This is a genomic window from Oceanibacterium hippocampi, assembly GCF_900172325.1.
Classification (GTDB): domain Bacteria; phylum Pseudomonadota; class Alphaproteobacteria; order Sneathiellales; family Sneathiellaceae; genus Oceanibacterium; species Oceanibacterium hippocampi.
The window spans coordinates 121,969-137,578 of the sequence record NZ_FWFR01000005.1; the positions used below are offsets into that span (position 1 = coordinate 121,969).

A 15,610-nucleotide genomic window follows, 5' to 3' on the forward strand; every position below is an offset into this window, starting at 1 on the left:
ACGTCAACCTCCCATTTCCTGTGCCGCCGCCTTCACCGCCTTGACGATATTCTGGTAGCCGGTGCAGCGGCAGATGTTGCCTTCCAGTTCGTGCCGGATGGTCTCTTCGGAGGGGTTGGGATGACGCTTAATGAGATCGATGGCGCTCATCAGCATGCCGGGCGTGCAGAAGCCGCATTGCAGCCCGTGATGCTCGTTGAAGGCCTTCTGGATCGGATGCATCTTGCCGTTCGTCGCCAGTCCCTCGACGGTCGTGACGGCGGCGCCGTCGGCCTGCATCGCCAGCATGGTGCAGGACTTCACGCTGCGTCCGTCGACATGGACGACGCAGGCGCCGCACTGGCTGGTATCGCATCCCACATGCGTCCCCGTCAGATGCAGGTTCTGGCGGATGAACTCAACCAGAAGTGTGCGCGGCTCAACATCGGCTGAAACCGATTTTCCGTTGACCGTCATCGATACGGTGGCCATCAAACTGTCCTCCCTTGGGTGCAGATTTCTTCCGGTCTCGATTCCCCGCGATGGAAGAACGGACCATTCCCCGGACCTCTTGCAAGCGATAGTCGAACGCCGTCCCCGGTCAGGTCAAGTGACGAAGTCGCGACGGCGAACGCGCGCGATTACGCGTCGGTATGTCAGGCGAAAACGAGGATCAGGAGCGCCACGACGACGACCCCGATCAGCAGCCAGGTCCCGGTGCTCAGTCCACCCGCCGAGGGTGCGGCGGCCGGCTTCGGCGGTGCTGGCGGTGGCGGGGTCGGCGTGACAGTTTCGACCTCGGGCGTCTCGGCCGCCGCGCTCGCCGCCTCGGGCGGCGGGGCAGAGGCCTCGCCGGCGTGTCGGGCACTCATGATTGCATTGAAACGGTTGAAAAAGTCGTCGGCCATCTTCTGCGCCGTGCCGTCGATCAGCCGCGAGCCGATCTGCGCCAGCTTGCCGCCGACCGATGCTTCGACGTCATAGGACATTTGCGTCCCGCCATCGACCTCGGCGAGCGCGACCCTGGCCGCGCCCTTGCCGAATCCGGCGGCTCCGCCCTTGCCCTCGCCGCGAATCGTGTAGCCGTTCGGCGGGTCGAGATCCTCGAGCACGACCGAGCCCTTGAAGCGGGCCTTCACCGGCCCGACCTTGGCCGTCACGCTCGCCGTCATTTCGGTGTCCGAGGTCTTCTCGATTTCCTCACAGCCCGAAATGCATTCCTTGAGCACTGCCGGATCGTTGAGCGCCTCCCAGACCGCCTGCCTGGGAGCAGGAACCATCTGCTCGCCGGTCATTTTCATGACTGCCGTCCCCTATTCTTGCTCGTGGGTGATGACCGTAGCGGGCCGGCCGTGCGTCGGCAAGGCCCGGCCATGGTGCGGAACCATCCCCATTAACCCGCGATTAACGATGGTGGCCGCAAGATGGTCCGCCAGACGCGAACGACAACAGCCAGGAGCAGCGCCCATGAGGCCCGGCATACGCTCGGTATTCGATGTTGCCCAATGGTTCATCGAACGGAACCGGTCCACCGGCCGCTCGCTGCCGGCCGCAAAGCTGCATTGCCTGATTTACGAGAGCCAGCTTCGCTATGCGATCATCCACAAGGGCGCGCGGATGATGCCGGCGACCTTCCTCGCGACCGAGCTCGGCCCGATCGAACCCAATCTCTACCTGATCTATGACGGTGGCGAGGCGCCGATTGCCGCGATGCGGCCGTCGGAGCAGGTCGCCAGCGTGCTCGAGGCGGTCTGGCACGATCTCGGCGAGCGTTCGGCGGAGCAGCTTGCCGCCCATTACCGCCAGGATCCGGCTTACCTGAAGGCCTGGAATACTGAGCGCAGCGCCGAGATCGCGCTCGACGACATGGTCCAGTGCCGGGCCATCCAGATTTCCGACAAGGTCGCGCCGCTGCGCGCCGACGGCGCGACGCCGAAGACCGGCCCCCGCGCGCCGGTGAAGCCCGCGGCGATCGAGGCGGCGCCCGACGCCGGCCAGAGCATCCGCTTTACCGGCGACGGCCGGGTCGTGACCCGCTGGCGCCCGACCAAGACGGTCCGCCGCCTGCACTGAGGTCGGCGTTCGCGCCGGCGTAGTTCATTCGGCCTGTCCCTTCTGTTTCGCCTTCATCCGCCCGAGCGCCTCGCGATGGGCCTCGCAGGGATCGTTCGTGTCGACCCGGGGCGTGTACCAGACGATGTCGTAGGGCGCCCTTTCCGGCTGCGCGCTCTCGCCCGGCGCCGGGACTTCCCGGAAGGCGATCGCAAGAACCCGCGCGTCCGGCGCGACCCGTCGCAGGTATTGGGGCACCGCCCAGTCCTTCCGCACATGCCCGGCGCCGGCGATCAGCACGGCACGGCGCGCACCGCCGTCGACGAGCGCCGCGGCCATGACCGCGTCGCGGGCCCGCTGGACCCGGACGAGGGGCGCCGCCCGGTCAGCCGTGATCATGCCGCAATGGGCGCCGACGATGGTTGCCGCCAGTGCCTCGGCCGAGGCCGCCGGCAACGGCGCGTCCAGCGCGAAGCGTTCGACGAAGGCCGGATCGAGCGCCGACCAGCCCTCCTTGTAGAGCGCCCGGATCCGCGGCCGTTCCAGGTTGGCCGGGCGGATGTCGGAGCTCGCCCGCAAGGCGGCCTCGAACACCGGGCGATAGATCGCCCAGTCCGGCCAGCCGCTTTTCGCCCAGTCGAGACGGCGGGCCAGTGCATCGACGTCGCCGGCGGCGGGCAGGGGGCTCAATGCCGTGGCCCGGTCGCCGGGGATCATTTCGAAGGCGATCGCCGGGGCCGGTCCGGTCGCGGCGAAGGCGCCGATCAGCAGCGCCTGCAATCTGTGGTGATCCCGGTTGTCGTGCTTCTCGCCGAGCAGCAGGATGTCGGTGCGGTCGAGCCGACGATAAAGCGCCTCGAGCGGGATTTCCGCGCCGCTCGCGACATCGAGAATCCGGCCGGTGAGCGGATGGTCCGCCTCGACCGTCTCCTGCCACTCGACCGCAGCGACCGGAGCGGCGAGGCTCGCGGCAAGGGCAAGGACGGTGGCGGCGAGCAGGGCGCGGAAGCGGGACCGGGTCATCGGGCGAGCCTCAGGAAGACGCCGAGCACGAGAACGAGCTGGGCGAGGTTGAGCACCATGCTGGCGCCGTGCAGGCGACGAAAGGCCGCCGTCGCGGCAGGCTCGCCGCGTTCCCGTCCCGGGCGGTGGCGCGCGATGCGCGGCCGGAGCAGGCGATCCGCGACGACGAAGCCGATGCCGACGGCGAACAGGATCCACGCCTCGGACCGGTACCAGACCGGCAGGGCGGCGGCCAGCGCGAGCAGCCCCATGACCCGGTAATAGACCGGGAGGATCGCTTCGAGGAAGGCGCCGCGCGCCGGCTGTTCGAGGCGCCGGAAGACCGTCGGCGTGACGACGAAGGTGAAGAAGACCATGCCGCCCAGCAGCAGGGCGCAAAGCAGGCTCGCCAGCACATGCAGGGTGAGGATGCCGCTCATCGCTGCCCCGTCTTCGATCGGTTCGCCGGTGCCGGGCCCGGGCGGCCCGGCCGCTCAGACGTAGTAAAGAACGACGTAGAGACCAAGGAGGAAGGCGACGATCAGCACGGCCACGCCGGTCGACTGGCCGAGCATGCGCAACCGGCGCCGGCCGGAGGAGGCCTGCAGGAAATGCCAGCTGTCGGTCGCCCGGTCGCGGGCCGCGTCGGCAAGCCCGGCGCGCAGGGCCGAGGCCCCGTCGAGGATCGCGAGGCCGGCCCGGCGGATCGGTACCCGGAAGAACCAGTCGACGTCGAGGCTGATCGTCAGCGTCCGCTTCATCAGCGGCAGGCCGACGAAGAAGGCGAGGCCGGAAAACAGCAGGAGCTGGAACTGGAAGACCAGGTGGCTGCCGGTATAGGGCTCGTAGCCGGTCGGATAGGGCAGGAGCGCGTAGAGCCCGTCCGGCCAGACGCCGAGGCCGATGCAGAGGAAGGCGAAGATATACATCGCCAGCCGCATGTTCCACGGCGGGTCCGGCGGGCGCAGCCCGGAATCCTTCTGGAAGAAGACGAACCACGGGAACTTGATGCCGGCATGCAGGAAGACGCCGGCCGAGGCCGCCGCGAGCATCATCCAGACGATGGCCAGGTGCTGGTCCGCGGCACTCTGCGCGATCATGCTCTTGGAGATGAAGCCCGAGGTGAAGGGGAAGGAGGAGATCGCCAGCGCGCCGATGATGCCGCAGATCGCGGTCACCGGCATCGACTGGAACAGCCCGCCCAGGTCGGTGCATTTCCGCTTGCCGGTCATGTAGAGCACCGAGCCGGCGCTCATCAGCAGCAGCGCCTTGTAGATGATGTGGGTGAAGGCATGCGCGGCGGCGCCGTTCAGCGCCATCTCCGTGCCGATCCCGATGCCGGTCACCATGAAACCGACCTGGTTGACGATGGAATAGGCCAGGATGCGCCGCATGTCGTTCTCGAGCAGCGCGTAAATGATCCCGTAGAAGACCATGAAAAGGCCGACGTAAATCAGGATCTGCGCGCCCGGGAAGGTGACCAGCAGGACGAACACGGCGGTCTTGGTCGTGTAGGCCGAGAGGAACACGGTGCCGAACGGGCTGCCTTCCGGATAGGCGTCCGGCAGCCAGGCCTGCAGCGGCGGCGCCCCGGCGTTTATCAGGAAGCCGGCGATCATGAACCAGCGCGCCGGGCTGTCGAGGGTGAGCTGGGTGAAGGCGTTCGAGCCGGTACCGAGGATCTCGCCGACGATGCCGATCATCAGCACCACGCCGCCGAACAGATGGACCGTCGCGTAGCGCATGCTGGCCCGCCAGGCCTCCGGCGTGCCGGCTGACCAGATGACCAGCGTCGAGCCGATCGCCATCAGTTCCCAGAAGACGAAGACGGTCACCAGGTCGCCGGCGAAACAGACGCCGACCGCGCTGCCCGCATAGCCGAAGGCGGCGGCGAGTTCGACGACGCGCGCCTGATTGAGGGCGAACAGGCCGCCGACAAGCGCCATCAGCGTGAACACGGTGGCGAACAGCCGGGCGACATTGCTGCCCATGACCGGCACGATGTCGAGGCCGATGAAGGGGAAGGTGAGGCCCGGGCCGTCCGGGACCTGCCAGACCAGGAACAGCGCCAGCAGCGGCAGCAGCAGCGTGAACAGCTTGCGGATCGGGCCCGAGGTGATCGGCAGGATCAGGACCGCCGCCAGCAGCGGCAGCGCCGGGGGAATCACGTTACCGATCATAGTAATCGTCCGGCCGCTTGAGGATGAAGCCGAGCAGCTTGGCGCCGATGATCATCGCGACGCAGGTCCCGAAGCCGTACCAGGCAGCGAACCCGAAGCTGTCGTCGATGCCGAAATGGCCATGCACGGGGAACAGGAACTGGGCCAGCACCGTCAGCGCCAGCAGGGCGTAGCCACCGATCCAGATCTTGCGGATCGTGTCCCTGCGGACCAGCCAGTGTTTCCGGCGTTCGGCGTCGTCGTTCATCCGCTCCTCCCGACCAGCGCCTCGGCGAGCGCGATCGCGTCGCCCGGGAACAGGAACATCAGGACCGACAGGCCCGCCGTCGCGCCGAGCGCCAGCACGATCGGCAGCGGCGCCTCGCCGTGCTCGTGATGGTCGCCGTCGTGCTTCTCCTTGCGGAAGAAGGCGGCGTAGACGATCGGCAGGAAATAGGCCGCGTTCAGCAGTGTCGAGCCGGCGATCACCGCCAGCGCCAGCAGGTTCTCGGTCTGCCAGGCGCCCTGCAGCATGAACCATTTCGAGATGAAGCCGGCCGTCGGCGGCAGGCCGATCATCGACAGCGAACCGATCGCGAAGGCGCCCATCGTCACCGGCATCCGCCAGCCGATGCCGTCGAGCTGGCTGATCTCGGTCTTGTGGGCCGCTGTATAAATCGAGCCGGCGGCAAAGAAGAGCGTGATCTTGCCGAAGGCATGGGCGGCGATATGCAGCGCCGCGCCCATCACCGAGAGCGGGCTCAGGATCAGCGCCGCCAGGACCACGTAGGAGAGCTGGCTGATCGTCGAATAGGCGAGGCGGCGTTTCAGGTTGTCCTGCCGGAGCGCGATCAGGCTCGCGGCGAGGATCGTGAAGCAGGCGATCCACATCACCCACTGGCTCGCCGGCAGCGCGGTCAGATACTCGACCCCGAAGACATAGACGACGACCTTGACGACCGTGAACACGCCCGCCTTGACGACCGCCACCGCATGCAGGAGCGCGCTGACCGGGGTCGGCGCGACCATCGCCGCCGGCAGCCAGCGATGCATCGGCATCAGCGCTGCCTTGCCGATGCCGTACATGTAGAGCAGGAACAGCAGCCCGACGAGCGGCCCGTCGGCCTTGCCCGCGAGGATCCCGCCGGCGGTGAAGTCCAGCGTGCCGGTCAGCGTCCAGGTCCAGATGATGCCGAGCAGCAGGAAGCAGATCGAGGTCGAGATCAGGATCCCGAGATAGGTCCGCCCGGCCCGCTTCGCCGCGTCGCTGCCCTTGTGCGTGACCAGCGGATAGGTCGAGAGCGTCAGCATCTCGTAGAAGATGAACAGGGTCAGCATGTTGCCGGCCAGCGCGATGCCCATCGTGCTGCCGATGGCGAAGGCGAAGCAGACGTAGAAACGGGTCTGGTGGCTCTCGTCGTTGCCGCGCATGTAGCCGATCGAATAGATCGAATTGACGATCCAGAGCAGCGAGGCGACGAAGGCGAAGATCATCCCGAGCGGCTCGAGCCGGAAGGCGAAGGGCACGCCGGGCAGGATGTCGAACAGCGCGATCTCGGGCTGGCCGCCGGCCATCGCCACCGGGAGCAGTTGCAGCACGACGAGGAACAGCCCGACCGCCGTTGCCAGCGTCACCGCCTCGCGCAGGTTCGGCATCGCGCCGGTGAGCGCGATCGGCAGCATCGCGGCGAGCGGCAGGGCAATCGCCAGCAGCATGATCGCCTCGGCCGTCATGAGATGCCTCCGAGCAGGGCGACCGCCGCATCGCGCGCCACGCCGACGCTGATCCGCGTGTCGATGCCGAAATAGATGCTCGCGAGAATCAGCGCCCAGGTCGGCACGAGCAGCGCCAGCGGCGCCTCGCGGACCGGCGGGGAACCGGCCGGCGCCGGCCGGAAGTAGGCTGATTCCACCACCTTCCAGACATAGATGACGGCAAGCAGCGAACTCACCAGCACCAGGCCGGCGGCAACCAGCCCGAGGCTGGTCCCGGCCTCGAGGGCGGCCATGATCAGGTACCACTTGGTCACGAAACCGGCGGTCAGCGGCACGCCGATCAGGCCGAAGCCGCCGAGCACGAAGGCGAACATCGTGAACGGCATCTGCCGGCCGAGCCCGGCCATCGCGGTGATCCGCACGCTGCCGATGCGATAGGCGACACAGGCCACGCAGAGGAACAGGCCGGTCTTGATCAGCGCGTGGTTGAACAGGTGCACGATGCCGGCGGTGAGACCGGTGACGCTGGCGAACGAGATGCCGAGCACCATGTAGCCGACCTGCGCGATCGAGGAATAGGCGAGCAGGCGCTTGACGTTCTCCTGCAGGATCGCGAGCGCCGAGAAGATCAGGAAGGCGGCGACCGCGAGCACGGCGAGGATCTCGTTGAGCGGCAGCTTGCCGAACGAGAAGGTCGGCCCGAACACGGTCAGCGAGAAGCGCAGCAACAGGTAGAGCGAGACCTTGGTCGAGGTCCCCGCGATGAAGGCCGAGACCGCGTTGGGCGCGTAGGTATAGGCGTTCGGCAGCCAGACGTGGAGCGGGAAGAGGGCGAGCTTGAGCGCGATCCCGATGGTCAGGAAGCCGGCCGCGACCCGGATCGTCCGGGTATCCGCCACCGCCGGAAGCCGCTCGCTCATGTCGAGGATGTTGAGCGTGCCGGTCATCATGTAGATCAGCCCGATGCCGATCAGGATGAAGGTCGCGCCGATCGTGCCGAGCACCAGGTACTGGTAGGCCGCGGTCAAGGCCCGCCGGTCGCCGCCGCCGCCCATGGCGACCAGCGCGTAGGTCGACAGCGAGGAGACTTCCAGGAACACGAAGATGTTGAAGGCGTCGCCGGTGATCGCGATGCCGAGCATGCCGGCCAGGCAGAGCAGCCACATCGTGTAGAACAGCGCGTGCTGATCCTGGCGCACTTCCCGGGCGACGCTCAGGCGCGCGAAACTGAGGCTGACCGCGGAAATGAGCGTGACGATCGCCAGCAGGTAGCTGCCGAGCGCGTCGACCCGGTACTCGATCCCCCAGGGCGGCTCCCAGCCGCCGAGATGGTAGGAAATCGCGCCGTCGGCGCGGACCGCGAAGAGCAGCGCCACAGCGATCCCGAAGGCCAGCCAGCTGACCAGGGTCGCGAAGGCCCAGGCGAAATCCCGGCCGCGCATGAGCGAGCAGAGCGGTGCCGCGAGCAGCGGCAGGACGACCTGGAGCGCGGGATAGTGAATCGCCAGCGTCACGGCTGCCCGCCCAGATGCTCGGAGCGGGCGAGGAAGGCTTCCTCATCCATATGCTGGATCTCGTCCTCCTCGATGGTGCCGTAGCTTTCCTTGATGCGGACCACGAAGGCGAGGCCGAGCGCGGTCGTCGCGACGCCGACGACAATGGCGGTCAGGATGAGCACATGGGGCACCGGATTGCTGTAGGCCACCGGCCTGCCGTCCATCAGCGCATCGGTCACGATCGGCGCCGTGCCGTCCCAGATCTTGCCCATCGATATGTAGAGCAGGAAGACCGAGGTCTGGAAGACGTTCAGGCCGACGATCTTCTTCACCAGGTTGCCCCGGCTGATCACGATATAGAGGCCGATCATCATCAGGACGACGAAGATCCAGTAGTTGAAATGGCCGAGCCAGGTCATGCGCCGGTCTCCGCCCGTTCGCGTTCCTCTGCCTCTGCCTCTGCCTCTGCCTCTGCCTCGGCGTCGTCGGCGCCGGAGAACCCGGTCTCGTCGCGGCCGGCGAAGGAGAAGAATATCGCCAGCATCGCGCCGGCGACGGTGATGCCGACGCCGAGCTCGACCAGCAGTATCCCGTGATGCTGGCCCGAGACCGGATCGTGGCCGAGCACGTCATAGTCGAGGAAGTTGGCGCCGAGCCAGAGGCTCGCCAGGCCGGTGCCGATATAGAGCAGCAGGCCGGCCGCCAGCATGATCCGCACGAAGCCGTCGGAGAGCACCTCGCGACAGCGGCGGAGGCCGAAGATCAGCGCGTAGAGGATGAACCCGGCGGCGAAGATCACGCCCGCCTGGAAGCCGCCGCCCGGTCCGTAATCGCCGTGGAACTGGACGTAAAGTCCAAACAGGAGAATCAACGGAATCAGTAGCTTGCTGACGATTCTTGGGACGCCATCATACCGCATCGTCGCGTCCCTCTCGTTTCCCCGTCGCGGTTTCCGGCTTGCGCTTCCGGCGCCGTCCGATCATCAGCAGCACGCCGATCGCCGCGGTGAAGATCACCGCCGTTTCCCCCATCGTGTCATAGCCCCGATAACTCGCCAGCACCGAGGTGACCATGTTCGGGACACCGGTCTCGATCGGCCCCTGCTCGATGAAGCGCGGCGCCATGTGCTGGTGGACCGGCGCGTTCGGATCGCCGATCGCCGGCATGTCGAAGGTGCCGTAGATCAGCACGCCGCCGACCGCGAGCACGACCAGCAGCGGCAGGATCGGCAGACGCTTGCGCGGCAGCTTCTCGCGCGCGGCGGTCAGGGCGAGGGTGCCGAGCATCAGGACCGTCGAGATCCCGGCGCCAACCGCCGCCTCGGTGAAGGCGACGTCGACCGCGTCGAGGATGACGAATACCCCGGCCATCAGGAAGGAGAAGATGCCGGACAGCATGACCACGGCAAAAAGGTTGCGCAGATTGAGGATCGCCAGTGCGACGGCGATCAGGAAGGCGAGCAGGATCGGGCCGATGAGTGCCGACATGTCAGCGCTTCCTGCCTGAATCGTCACCCGAATCGCGGCCGGGTTCGGGCAGGCTGTCGGGTGCGGCCTGCGGCGCGTCCGCGTCCACGCTCTCGACGTCGACGCCGTAGGCCCAGAGCTCTTCCGGGGCGATCACGGTCGCCGGATCGTCGAGCGCATCGCGTCCGGCGAAGGAGGGCGCGACATGCCGTTCCGGCGCGGCCGCCTCGCTCGGTTCCGCCGACAGTTCGGGCCGCAGCCCGGAAATCAGCGCCGCGTGGCCGAGCGCATAGGTCGATGTCGGGCTGGTGAAAAACAGGAAGATCATGATGAAGGCAAGCTTCACGGTCACCAGGCCCGGTTCGACCTGCAGCATCAACCCCACCAGGATCAGCGAAAGCGCCAGCGTGTCGACGAGGCCGCCGGCATGCATGCGGGAATAGAGGTCGGGAAAGCGCACCAGCCCGAGGCCAGCGGTAATCAGCAGGAAGCCGCCGCCGAGAATGAGCGCCCAGCTCAGCCCGTCCAGAATTGCCCCGATCACTTGCCGGTCTCCTCGTTCTCGGCGCCCGGATGGCCGAGATGGCCGAACTTGAAGAACTTCAGCACCGCCAGCGTGCTGATGAAGTTGATCAGCGCGTAGACCAGCGAGAGATCGAGGAACTCCGGACGCCCGGTCAGGAAGCCGATGACCGCGATCAGCAGCACGATCTTGGTGCCGACGGCATTCACAGCCAGGATACGGTCATAGACGGTCGGGCCAAGCACGGCGCGGACGAGAGCCAGCCCGAGGGCAACGAGTATCGCGATCGCGGCGGCGAAGAACATCAGCCGTCCTGCCCTTCCATGCGGGTCACGCGACGATCCATTTCGCCGCTCTCGAGATCCGCCGCGGTCCCGGCAGTGAGCGCATGCACGAGAATGCCGTCGGCCGTCACGTCGAGCGAGCAGGTTCCCGGCGTGAGGGTGATCGAATTGGCGAAGATCACCCGGCCGAGTGCCGAGCGCTGGCTCGGTGTCACGCGAACGAGATTGGGATGGATGGCACCGGCGCCGCGCCAGACCAGCAAGGCCACGCCCACGGAAGACTTGGCGATCTCCCAGGCGAGCCACGGCCAGTAGCGGACCAGGCCATGCGTGAACAGTCGGACCGGATGGCCTTCCTCGTCATCGATATGCATGCGATGGCCAATCCAGGCGACGAGCGCACAGGACAGGACGCCGAAGGTGAGGATGAGTGGGGTATAATGGCCGGAGAGCAGGAGCCAGAATATGGCACAGACGACGAAGAGACTTAGCGCATTCAACAACCAGCCCCCCTCGTGCCCCGGCCGACTTCATGATTCCCTGAAATAGCACCGCCCGCGGCGCGCTTATTGTGGTCGTTATATTGCACTTCCTGCCGCGCTCTTCAAGTTTGCCGAGAGCGGAATCTTGCTCCGCGAAACATCGCCTTTCGCTCGTAGATGTAGTCCGGTCGATCCCCTTACAGTTGCTGTATACGGAATATCTATGTTAGACTAAGGCCATAGATCGAGTAGGCAAAATCATGACCGAAACGCCAGCGAATGCGGGCCCTGCCGACGAGGAGCGTGTTGTCGTCGAGGGCAGGGTGAAATGGTTCAATACGGTCAAGGGTTTCGGCTTCATCACCCCGCCCGAGGAAGAGGGCGACGTGTTCGTCCATCTGACCTGCCTGCGGGAAGCCGGTCATGAAGGGCTGATCGAAGGCGCCACGGTCCGCTGCGAGGCGATACGCCGGCCCAAGGGCCTGCAGGCGGTCCGCGTGATCGCCGTCGACAATTCCACCGCGACCGGCCCGGAACTGCGGCCGACCCGCCCGCCGACCACGCAACTGACGGTCGACGCGACCGGCGAGTTCGTCGAAACCACGGTCAAGTGGTTCGACCCGGTCAAGGGCTACGGCTTCCTGACCCGGGGCGAGGGCACCCAGGACATCTTCGTGCACATGGAAACGCTGCGCCGCGAAGGCATCGTGCCGCTGCAGCCGGGCCAGCGCCTGCGGGTGCGCATCGGTATCGGCCCGAAAGGCCCGCAGGCCGCGGAGATCGAGCAGTCGACCGCGGAGCCCATCCCGCTGCCGCAGCGCCTGCAGGGCAGCGGCGGCTGAAGTCGCCGCCCGACGTTTCACGCTGCCACCGACCCCGTGCGACACGGGCGCCGGAGCGCCCGCGTCGACCTCGACCGATCAGGGAAGCTCGACGGCGTAGGCGTTGACCGGCAAGGCGCTTTCGATCAGCCCCTGTTCCACCAGGAAGGCGGCGAAGCGGTCGTAGCGACGACGGTCGAGCGCGGCCGGGCGGAGCGCGAAGCGGGGCAGGGTATCGGCCCAGGCACGCCGGTTGAGTTCGTCATCCCGGTCCGGATAGGCGGCGATGAATGCCTTCCAGCTGTCGTCCGGATGGTTCACCAGATACTGCACCGCCTCCTCGAGGCCGCGGAGAAAGCGGGACAGCCGCGGATCCTCGAGCCGGGCCGCGTTGGCGACCAGGATCAGCTCGTCATAGGCGGGCACGCCTTCCTCCTCCACGAAGAAGGCCCTGCCGGGCCTGCCGACGATATCCATCTGGTTCAACTCGAAGTTCCGGAAGGCGCCGATCACCGCGTCGACCTGGCCCGCGATCAGGGCGGGCGAGAGCGAGAAATTGACGTTCACCAGTTCGATGTCGGAAAGCTCGAGGCCGTGCTTCACCAGCATCGCCTGCAGCAGCGCGTCCTCGAAGCCGCCGACCGAATAGCCGACCCGGCGTCCCTGCAGGTCGGCGATGGTTGTGATCGGCCCGTCGGCCAGCACGACGAGCGCGTTCAGCGGCGTCGCGACCAGCGTGCCGATGCGTCGCAGCGGCAGGCCCTGGGCGACCTGGATATGTAGCTGCGGCTGATAGGACACGGCGAGATCGGCCTGGCCGGCGGCGACCAGCTTCGGCGGATCGTTCGGATCGGCCGGTTCGATGAAGGTGACGTCCAGGCCTTGCGCGGCGAAGAAGCCCTTCTCCTTGCCGACGATCAGCGGTGCATGGTCCGGATTGACGAACCAGTCGAGCATGACGGACAGGCGGTCGGCGGCCTGTGCCGCCGTCAGGGGAGCGGCGATGAGCGCCAGGGCGAGCAGGACGGCCACGAATGACGGCCGGCGGAACAGGCGGCGAAGGTACAGCGACATGAAGGAATTGTCCTCGCGTTTGCGGCGGTGGAGGGAGGTTGCGGGCGGGTACATCACGCCGCGCGGTCGAACGCGCGCTCCGGCTGCCAGGGCAACAGGCGACGGAGCAGGCGGTCGACGGTGAAATAGAGCAGCACGGAAAGTGCCGCGAGAGTGAGTAGGGCGGCGAACATCAGGTCGATCTGCATGCGCCCGTTGGCATGCAGCATCAGGTAGCCGAGCCCGGCGCTGGAACCGACCCATTCGCCGACCACCGCGCCGATCGGGGCGACGGCGGTCGCGACCCGGAGCCCCGAGGCGAGCGCCGGCAGCGCGGCCGGCACCCGGACATGCCAGAGGATGGCGCGCCGCCCGGCCCGGCCACGTCCGGCGGTCATGGTCCGCGCGAGGTCGAGCCAGGCCGGATCGGTGCGGTTGAGCCCGTCGAGGAAGGCCACGGTCACCGGGAAATAGATGATCAGCGTCGCCATCGCGACCTTGGACGGCATGCCGTAGCCGAGCCACAGCACCAGCAGCGGCGCCAGCGCGAAGACCGGGATCGCCTGGCTCGCCACGAGAACCGGCAGGACCCAGCGCCGGGCGCCGCGAAAGCCGGCCACCGAAAGCGCCGAGACGACACCGAGCGCGGTCCCGGCAAGCAGCCCGAGGAGGATTTCCGTGAAGGTCACGGCGCCGTGCCGGGCCAGCGCCGGGACATGCGACGTCCAGGCATCGAGCACCAGTTCCGGGCCGGGCAGGATGTAGGGCGGGACGCCGCTCAGCCGGACGATCAGCGCCCATACCAGCAGCAGCCCGGCGGCGACGACGGCGAGGCGAAGAGCGCTCATGATGCCTCCGCCCCGGCGGCATCCTGCAGGCGCGCCATCAGGAGCTTCGCGGCTGCCGTCAGTTCGGCCTCGTAGGGTTCGCGCGGCGGCGGTCCCGGTGGTTCCAGGGCCGTGTCGAGCCGGGCGGGGGCGCCCTGCATGACATGGATCCGGTGGCCGAGACGGAGCGCCTCTAGCGGGTCGTGTGTAACCAGCAGGACCGTCCGGCCGGCAAGCAGCCGGCTGGCCAGCCCCTGCAGCCGGTAGCGCGTCACCGCGTCGAGCGCCGAGAAGGGTTCGTCCATCAGCACGACCGGGCGGTTCTCCATCAGCGTGCGGGCGAGCGCCACGCGCTGGCGCATGCCGCCCGAGAGCGTTGCCGGCAGGTCGTCGGCGCGATGGTCGAGCCCGACCGCGGCGAGCAGCGCGTCGGCCCGCGCCCGGTCCGGCGGCTCGCCGCGCAGCCGGGCGCCAAGCTGGACGTTCCGGCGGATCGAGGCCCAGGGCAGCAGGAGGTCGCGCTGATCCATGTAGGCGACCCGGCCGGTCAGCGGCAGGCCGTCGTCGCAGAGGATGGCGGGCGGTGCCGCGGCATCCTCGACCAGCCCGGCGAGCAGCCTGAGCAGGCTCGACTTGCCGACCCCGCTCGGGCCGAGCAGGCAGGTCACACGGCCGGCGGCCAGTGTCACGTCGAGATCGTCGAACAGCGGCCTGCCGTCGAAGGTCAGGCGGCCGCCGGACAGGCGGATTCCGGGCGGCGCCGGGGCCTTGCCCGCGATGTCCCCGTCGATGACGCACGCAGGTGCATCGGATGCTGTCATGGAATCACTCGTTCCTACGCCGGCACAACCCGGATCAGGTTCGAGGGGTCGTTCCCGTATCGGAACCTCTCAGCCGCGCGGCGGCTCCCCCCAAGTGGTGCGGCAGACTATAGGGAGCGGACCGGTGCCTGCCAATGGGCTATTTCCGGTCTCGGGCGCGCCGGGCGACGGACGCCGACGATTGACGCCTGCGGGGGACCGGAGCATCCTGCCGGCCATGCCTGCACGCCGCCGAAATCCCGCCGCCTTCCTCTGCCGCCTGGTCCTGCTGCTCGCCGTCACCGTGTCGGTGCCCGGCCCGGCCGCCGGCGCCGCCGAACTGCCGCGCGAGAAGCTCGTCATCGAGAGCGACGGTGCCTATCACCCGTTCACCGTCGAGGTCGCGCGCAGCACGAACGAGAAGTCGCGCGGGCTGATGTTTCGGGAACGCCTCGAACCGGACGCGGGCATGCTCTTCCTCTATGCCCGCGAGGGCGAGATCGCGATGTGGATGAAGAACACGCTGATCCCGCTCGACATGATCTTCATCGACGCCGGCGGCATCATCGTCGACATCCACCGTCGCGCGGTGCCGCACTCGACCGCGACGATCGCGAGCCGGAGGCCGGCGCTGGCGGTCCTCGAGGTCAATGGCGGGCTGACCGAACGGCTCGGCATCCGGCCCGGCGACAGGGTCCGCCATCACGCCTTCGCCGACGGCGGCTAGCACCCGGCCGGCGCCGGCCGCACCAGCGCGGTTGCAGGCGCCGCCGCCGCTGGTGTATGGGAAGGCCGTCGGGGCGTAGCGCAGGCTGGTAGCGCGGCTGCTTTGGGAGCAGCAGGTCGCTGGTTCGAATCCAGTCGCCCCGACCACTTATCCTCTTGATTTCAAACGTGTTTTTTGGGCGCTTCCGGCGGCCTTCCGGCGCCGTCTGGCGGGCTTTTGACTG

20 protein-coding genes, 1 tRNA gene and 1 riboswitch are annotated in these 15,610 nt (G+C 67.7%); of the genes, 4 read left to right on the forward strand and 17 right to left on the reverse strand.

Translation table 11 applies throughout. The features are described 5' to 3' along the window. Positions 1–3 precede the first annotated feature (3 nt). Together OCH7691_RS20935 and OCH7691_RS20940 are read right to left on the reverse strand one after the other, a co-directional pair. A complete protein-coding gene (locus OCH7691_RS20935; RefSeq protein ID WP_085885565.1) occupies positions 4–471 on the reverse strand; it encodes a (2Fe-2S)-binding protein in 468 nt (155 codons plus the stop codon). A gap of 164 nt (positions 472–635) precedes the next feature. Next, a complete protein-coding gene (locus OCH7691_RS20940) occupies positions 636–1,280 on the reverse strand; it encodes an SRPBCC family protein (protein ID WP_085885566.1) in 645 nt (214 codons plus the stop codon). Positions 1,281–1,446: 166 nt separating this feature from the next. Between OCH7691_RS20940 and OCH7691_RS20945 the strand changes: the two genes are divergently transcribed. Continuing rightward, positions 1,447–2,052: a Panacea domain-containing protein gene (locus OCH7691_RS20945; protein ID WP_085885567.1), complete on the forward strand. Its 606-nt coding sequence runs from the start codon at positions 1,447–1,449 to the stop codon at positions 2,050–2,052. 24 nt (positions 2,053–2,076) lie between these two features. On the opposite strand, the gene OCH7691_RS20950 is transcribed toward OCH7691_RS20945, so the two are convergent. The 12 genes from OCH7691_RS20950 to OCH7691_RS21005 are packed head-to-tail and all read right to left on the reverse strand — an operon-like array spanning position 2,077 to position 11,177. After that, complete coding sequence (locus OCH7691_RS20950; RefSeq protein ID WP_085885568.1) at positions 2,077–3,054, reverse strand: ChaN family lipoprotein; 978 nt, start codon at positions 3,052–3,054, stop codon at positions 2,077–2,079. Beyond that, positions 3,051–3,473 (reverse strand): DUF4149 domain-containing protein, encoded by a 423-nt coding sequence (locus tag OCH7691_RS20955; protein WP_085885569.1) that lies wholly within the window; start codon positions 3,471–3,473, stop codon positions 3,051–3,053. The genes OCH7691_RS20950 and OCH7691_RS20955 overlap by 4 nt, the downstream gene beginning before the upstream one ends. A gap of 54 nt (positions 3,474–3,527) precedes the next feature. Continuing rightward, complete coding sequence (locus tag OCH7691_RS20960; RefSeq protein ID WP_085885570.1) at positions 3,528–5,213, reverse strand: Na(+)/H(+) antiporter subunit D; 1,686 nt, start codon at positions 5,211–5,213, stop codon at positions 3,528–3,530. Further along, positions 5,203–5,460: a hypothetical protein gene (locus OCH7691_RS20965; RefSeq protein WP_085885571.1), complete on the reverse strand. Its 258-nt coding sequence runs from the start codon at positions 5,458–5,460 to the stop codon at positions 5,203–5,205. The genes OCH7691_RS20960 and OCH7691_RS20965 overlap by 11 nt, the downstream gene beginning before the upstream one ends. Next, positions 5,457–6,926, reverse strand: a complete 1,470-nt coding sequence (locus tag OCH7691_RS20970) for a monovalent cation/H+ antiporter subunit D family protein (RefSeq protein WP_085885572.1) — start codon at positions 6,924–6,926, stop codon at positions 5,457–5,459. The genes OCH7691_RS20965 and OCH7691_RS20970 overlap by 4 nt, the downstream gene beginning before the upstream one ends. Then, positions 6,923–8,416, reverse strand: a complete 1,494-nt coding sequence (locus OCH7691_RS20975; RefSeq protein WP_139839836.1) for a monovalent cation/H+ antiporter subunit D family protein — start codon at positions 8,414–8,416, stop codon at positions 6,923–6,925. The genes OCH7691_RS20970 and OCH7691_RS20975 overlap by 4 nt, the downstream gene beginning before the upstream one ends. A 2-nt stretch (positions 8,417–8,418) precedes the next feature. Beyond that, a complete protein-coding gene (locus OCH7691_RS20980) occupies positions 8,419–8,823 on the reverse strand; it encodes a cation:proton antiporter subunit C (RefSeq protein WP_085885573.1) in 405 nt (134 codons plus the stop codon). Then, positions 8,820–9,275, reverse strand: coding sequence for a Na(+)/H(+) antiporter subunit B (locus tag OCH7691_RS20985; RefSeq protein WP_245826627.1), 456 nt, complete (start codon positions 9,273–9,275; stop codon positions 8,820–8,822). Before OCH7691_RS20985 ends, OCH7691_RS20980 begins: the two co-directional genes overlap by 4 nt. Before the next feature lie 37 nt (positions 9,276–9,312). Then, a complete protein-coding gene (locus OCH7691_RS20990; RefSeq protein WP_085885575.1) occupies positions 9,313–9,891 on the reverse strand; it encodes a DUF4040 domain-containing protein in 579 nt (192 codons plus the stop codon). 1 nt (position 9,892) lies between these two features. Further along, entirely contained in the window at positions 9,893–10,414 is a 522-nt protein-coding gene (gene mnhG, locus OCH7691_RS20995) for a monovalent cation/H(+) antiporter subunit G (RefSeq protein WP_085885576.1), read from the reverse strand. Beyond that, positions 10,411–10,698: an MrpF/PhaF family protein gene (locus OCH7691_RS21000; protein WP_085885577.1), complete on the reverse strand. Its 288-nt coding sequence runs from the start codon at positions 10,696–10,698 to the stop codon at positions 10,411–10,413. Before OCH7691_RS21000 ends, mnhG begins: the two co-directional genes overlap by 4 nt. Beyond that, on the reverse strand, positions 10,698–11,177 hold the full coding sequence (locus OCH7691_RS21005; RefSeq protein WP_217808185.1) for a Na+/H+ antiporter subunit E: 480 nt from the start codon (positions 11,175–11,177) through the stop codon (positions 10,698–10,700). Before OCH7691_RS21005 ends, OCH7691_RS21000 begins: the two co-directional genes overlap by 1 nt. A 242-nt stretch (positions 11,178–11,419) precedes the next feature. On the opposite strand from OCH7691_RS21005, the gene OCH7691_RS21010 reads away from it, so the two are divergent. After that, entirely contained in the window at positions 11,420–12,001 is a 582-nt protein-coding gene (locus OCH7691_RS21010; RefSeq protein ID WP_085885579.1) for a cold-shock protein, read from the forward strand. A 78-nt stretch (positions 12,002–12,079) separates the two neighbouring features. Here the strand turns inward: OCH7691_RS21010 and OCH7691_RS21015 are convergent, their stop codons facing one another. The 3 genes from OCH7691_RS21015 to OCH7691_RS21025 all read right to left on the reverse strand — a co-directional run bounded on the left by OCH7691_RS21015 (position 12,080) and on the right by OCH7691_RS21025 (position 14,681). Then, complete coding sequence (locus OCH7691_RS21015; protein ID WP_085885592.1) at positions 12,080–13,054, reverse strand: ABC transporter substrate-binding protein; 975 nt, start codon at positions 13,052–13,054, stop codon at positions 12,080–12,082. 53 nt (positions 13,055–13,107) lie between these two features. Then, positions 13,108–13,881, reverse strand: coding sequence for an ABC transporter permease (locus OCH7691_RS21020; protein WP_085885580.1), 774 nt, complete (start codon positions 13,879–13,881; stop codon positions 13,108–13,110). Then, positions 13,878–14,681 carry an ABC transporter ATP-binding protein gene (locus OCH7691_RS21025; RefSeq protein ID WP_085885581.1) on the reverse strand — a complete coding sequence of 268 codons (804 nt, stop codon included), beginning with the start codon at positions 14,679–14,681 and terminating at the stop codon, positions 13,878–13,880. Before OCH7691_RS21025 ends, OCH7691_RS21020 begins: the two co-directional genes overlap by 4 nt. Further along, positions 14,676–14,782, reverse strand: a riboswitch (TPP riboswitch). It overlaps the preceding gene by 6 nt. A gap of 116 nt (positions 14,783–14,898) precedes the next feature. On the opposite strand from OCH7691_RS21025, the gene OCH7691_RS21030 reads away from it, so the two are divergent. Continuing rightward, entirely contained in the window at positions 14,899–15,387 is a 489-nt protein-coding gene (locus OCH7691_RS21030; RefSeq protein ID WP_085885582.1) for a DUF192 domain-containing protein, read from the forward strand. A 69-nt stretch (positions 15,388–15,456) separates the two neighbouring features. Next, a tRNA-Pro gene (locus tag OCH7691_RS21035) sits at positions 15,457–15,533 on the forward strand. Positions 15,534–15,610: the final 77 nt, after the last annotated feature.

Bases quoted from the DNA above. Each gene is read 5' to 3' on its own strand.
- OCH7691_RS20935 (WP_085885565.1), bottom strand. From the start codon at position 471: ATGGCCACCGTATCGATGACGGTCAACGGAAAATCGGTTTCAGCCGAT.
- OCH7691_RS20940 (WP_085885566.1), bottom strand. From the start codon at position 1,280: ATGAAAATGACCGGCGAGCAGATGGTTCCTGCTCCCAGGCAGGCGGTC.
- OCH7691_RS20945 (WP_085885567.1), top strand. From the start codon at position 1,447: ATGAGGCCCGGCATACGCTCGGTATTCGATGTTGCCCAATGGTTCATC.
- OCH7691_RS20950 (WP_085885568.1), bottom strand. From the start codon at position 3,054: ATGACCCGGTCCCGCTTCCGCGCCCTGCTCGCCGCCACCGTCCTTGCC.
- OCH7691_RS20955 (WP_085885569.1), bottom strand. From the start codon at position 3,473: ATGAGCGGCATCCTCACCCTGCATGTGCTGGCGAGCCTGCTTTGCGCC.
- OCH7691_RS20960 (WP_085885570.1), bottom strand. From the start codon at position 5,213: ATGATCGGTAACGTGATTCCCCCGGCGCTGCCGCTGCTGGCGGCGGTC.
- OCH7691_RS20965 (WP_085885571.1), bottom strand. From the start codon at position 5,460: ATGAACGACGACGCCGAACGCCGGAAACACTGGCTGGTCCGCAGGGAC.
- OCH7691_RS20970 (WP_085885572.1), bottom strand. From the start codon at position 6,926: ATGACGGCCGAGGCGATCATGCTGCTGGCGATTGCCCTGCCGCTCGCC.
- OCH7691_RS20980 (WP_085885573.1), bottom strand. From the start codon at position 8,823: ATGACCTGGCTCGGCCATTTCAACTACTGGATCTTCGTCGTCCTGATG.
- OCH7691_RS20990 (WP_085885575.1), bottom strand. From the start codon at position 9,891: ATGTCGGCACTCATCGGCCCGATCCTGCTCGCCTTCCTGATCGCCGTC.
- OCH7691_RS21000 (WP_085885577.1), bottom strand. From the start codon at position 10,698: ATGTTCTTCGCCGCCGCGATCGCGATACTCGTTGCCCTCGGGCTGGCT.
- OCH7691_RS21010 (WP_085885579.1), top strand. From the start codon at position 11,420: ATGACCGAAACGCCAGCGAATGCGGGCCCTGCCGACGAGGAGCGTGTT.
- OCH7691_RS21015 (WP_085885592.1), bottom strand. From the start codon at position 13,054: ATGTCGCTGTACCTTCGCCGCCTGTTCCGCCGGCCGTCATTCGTGGCC.
- OCH7691_RS21020 (WP_085885580.1), bottom strand. From the start codon at position 13,881: ATGAGCGCTCTTCGCCTCGCCGTCGTCGCCGCCGGGCTGCTGCTGGTA.
- OCH7691_RS21025 (WP_085885581.1), bottom strand. From the start codon at position 14,681: ATGACAGCATCCGATGCACCTGCGTGCGTCATCGACGGGGACATCGCG.
- OCH7691_RS21030 (WP_085885582.1), top strand. From the start codon at position 14,899: ATGCCTGCACGCCGCCGAAATCCCGCCGCCTTCCTCTGCCGCCTGGTC.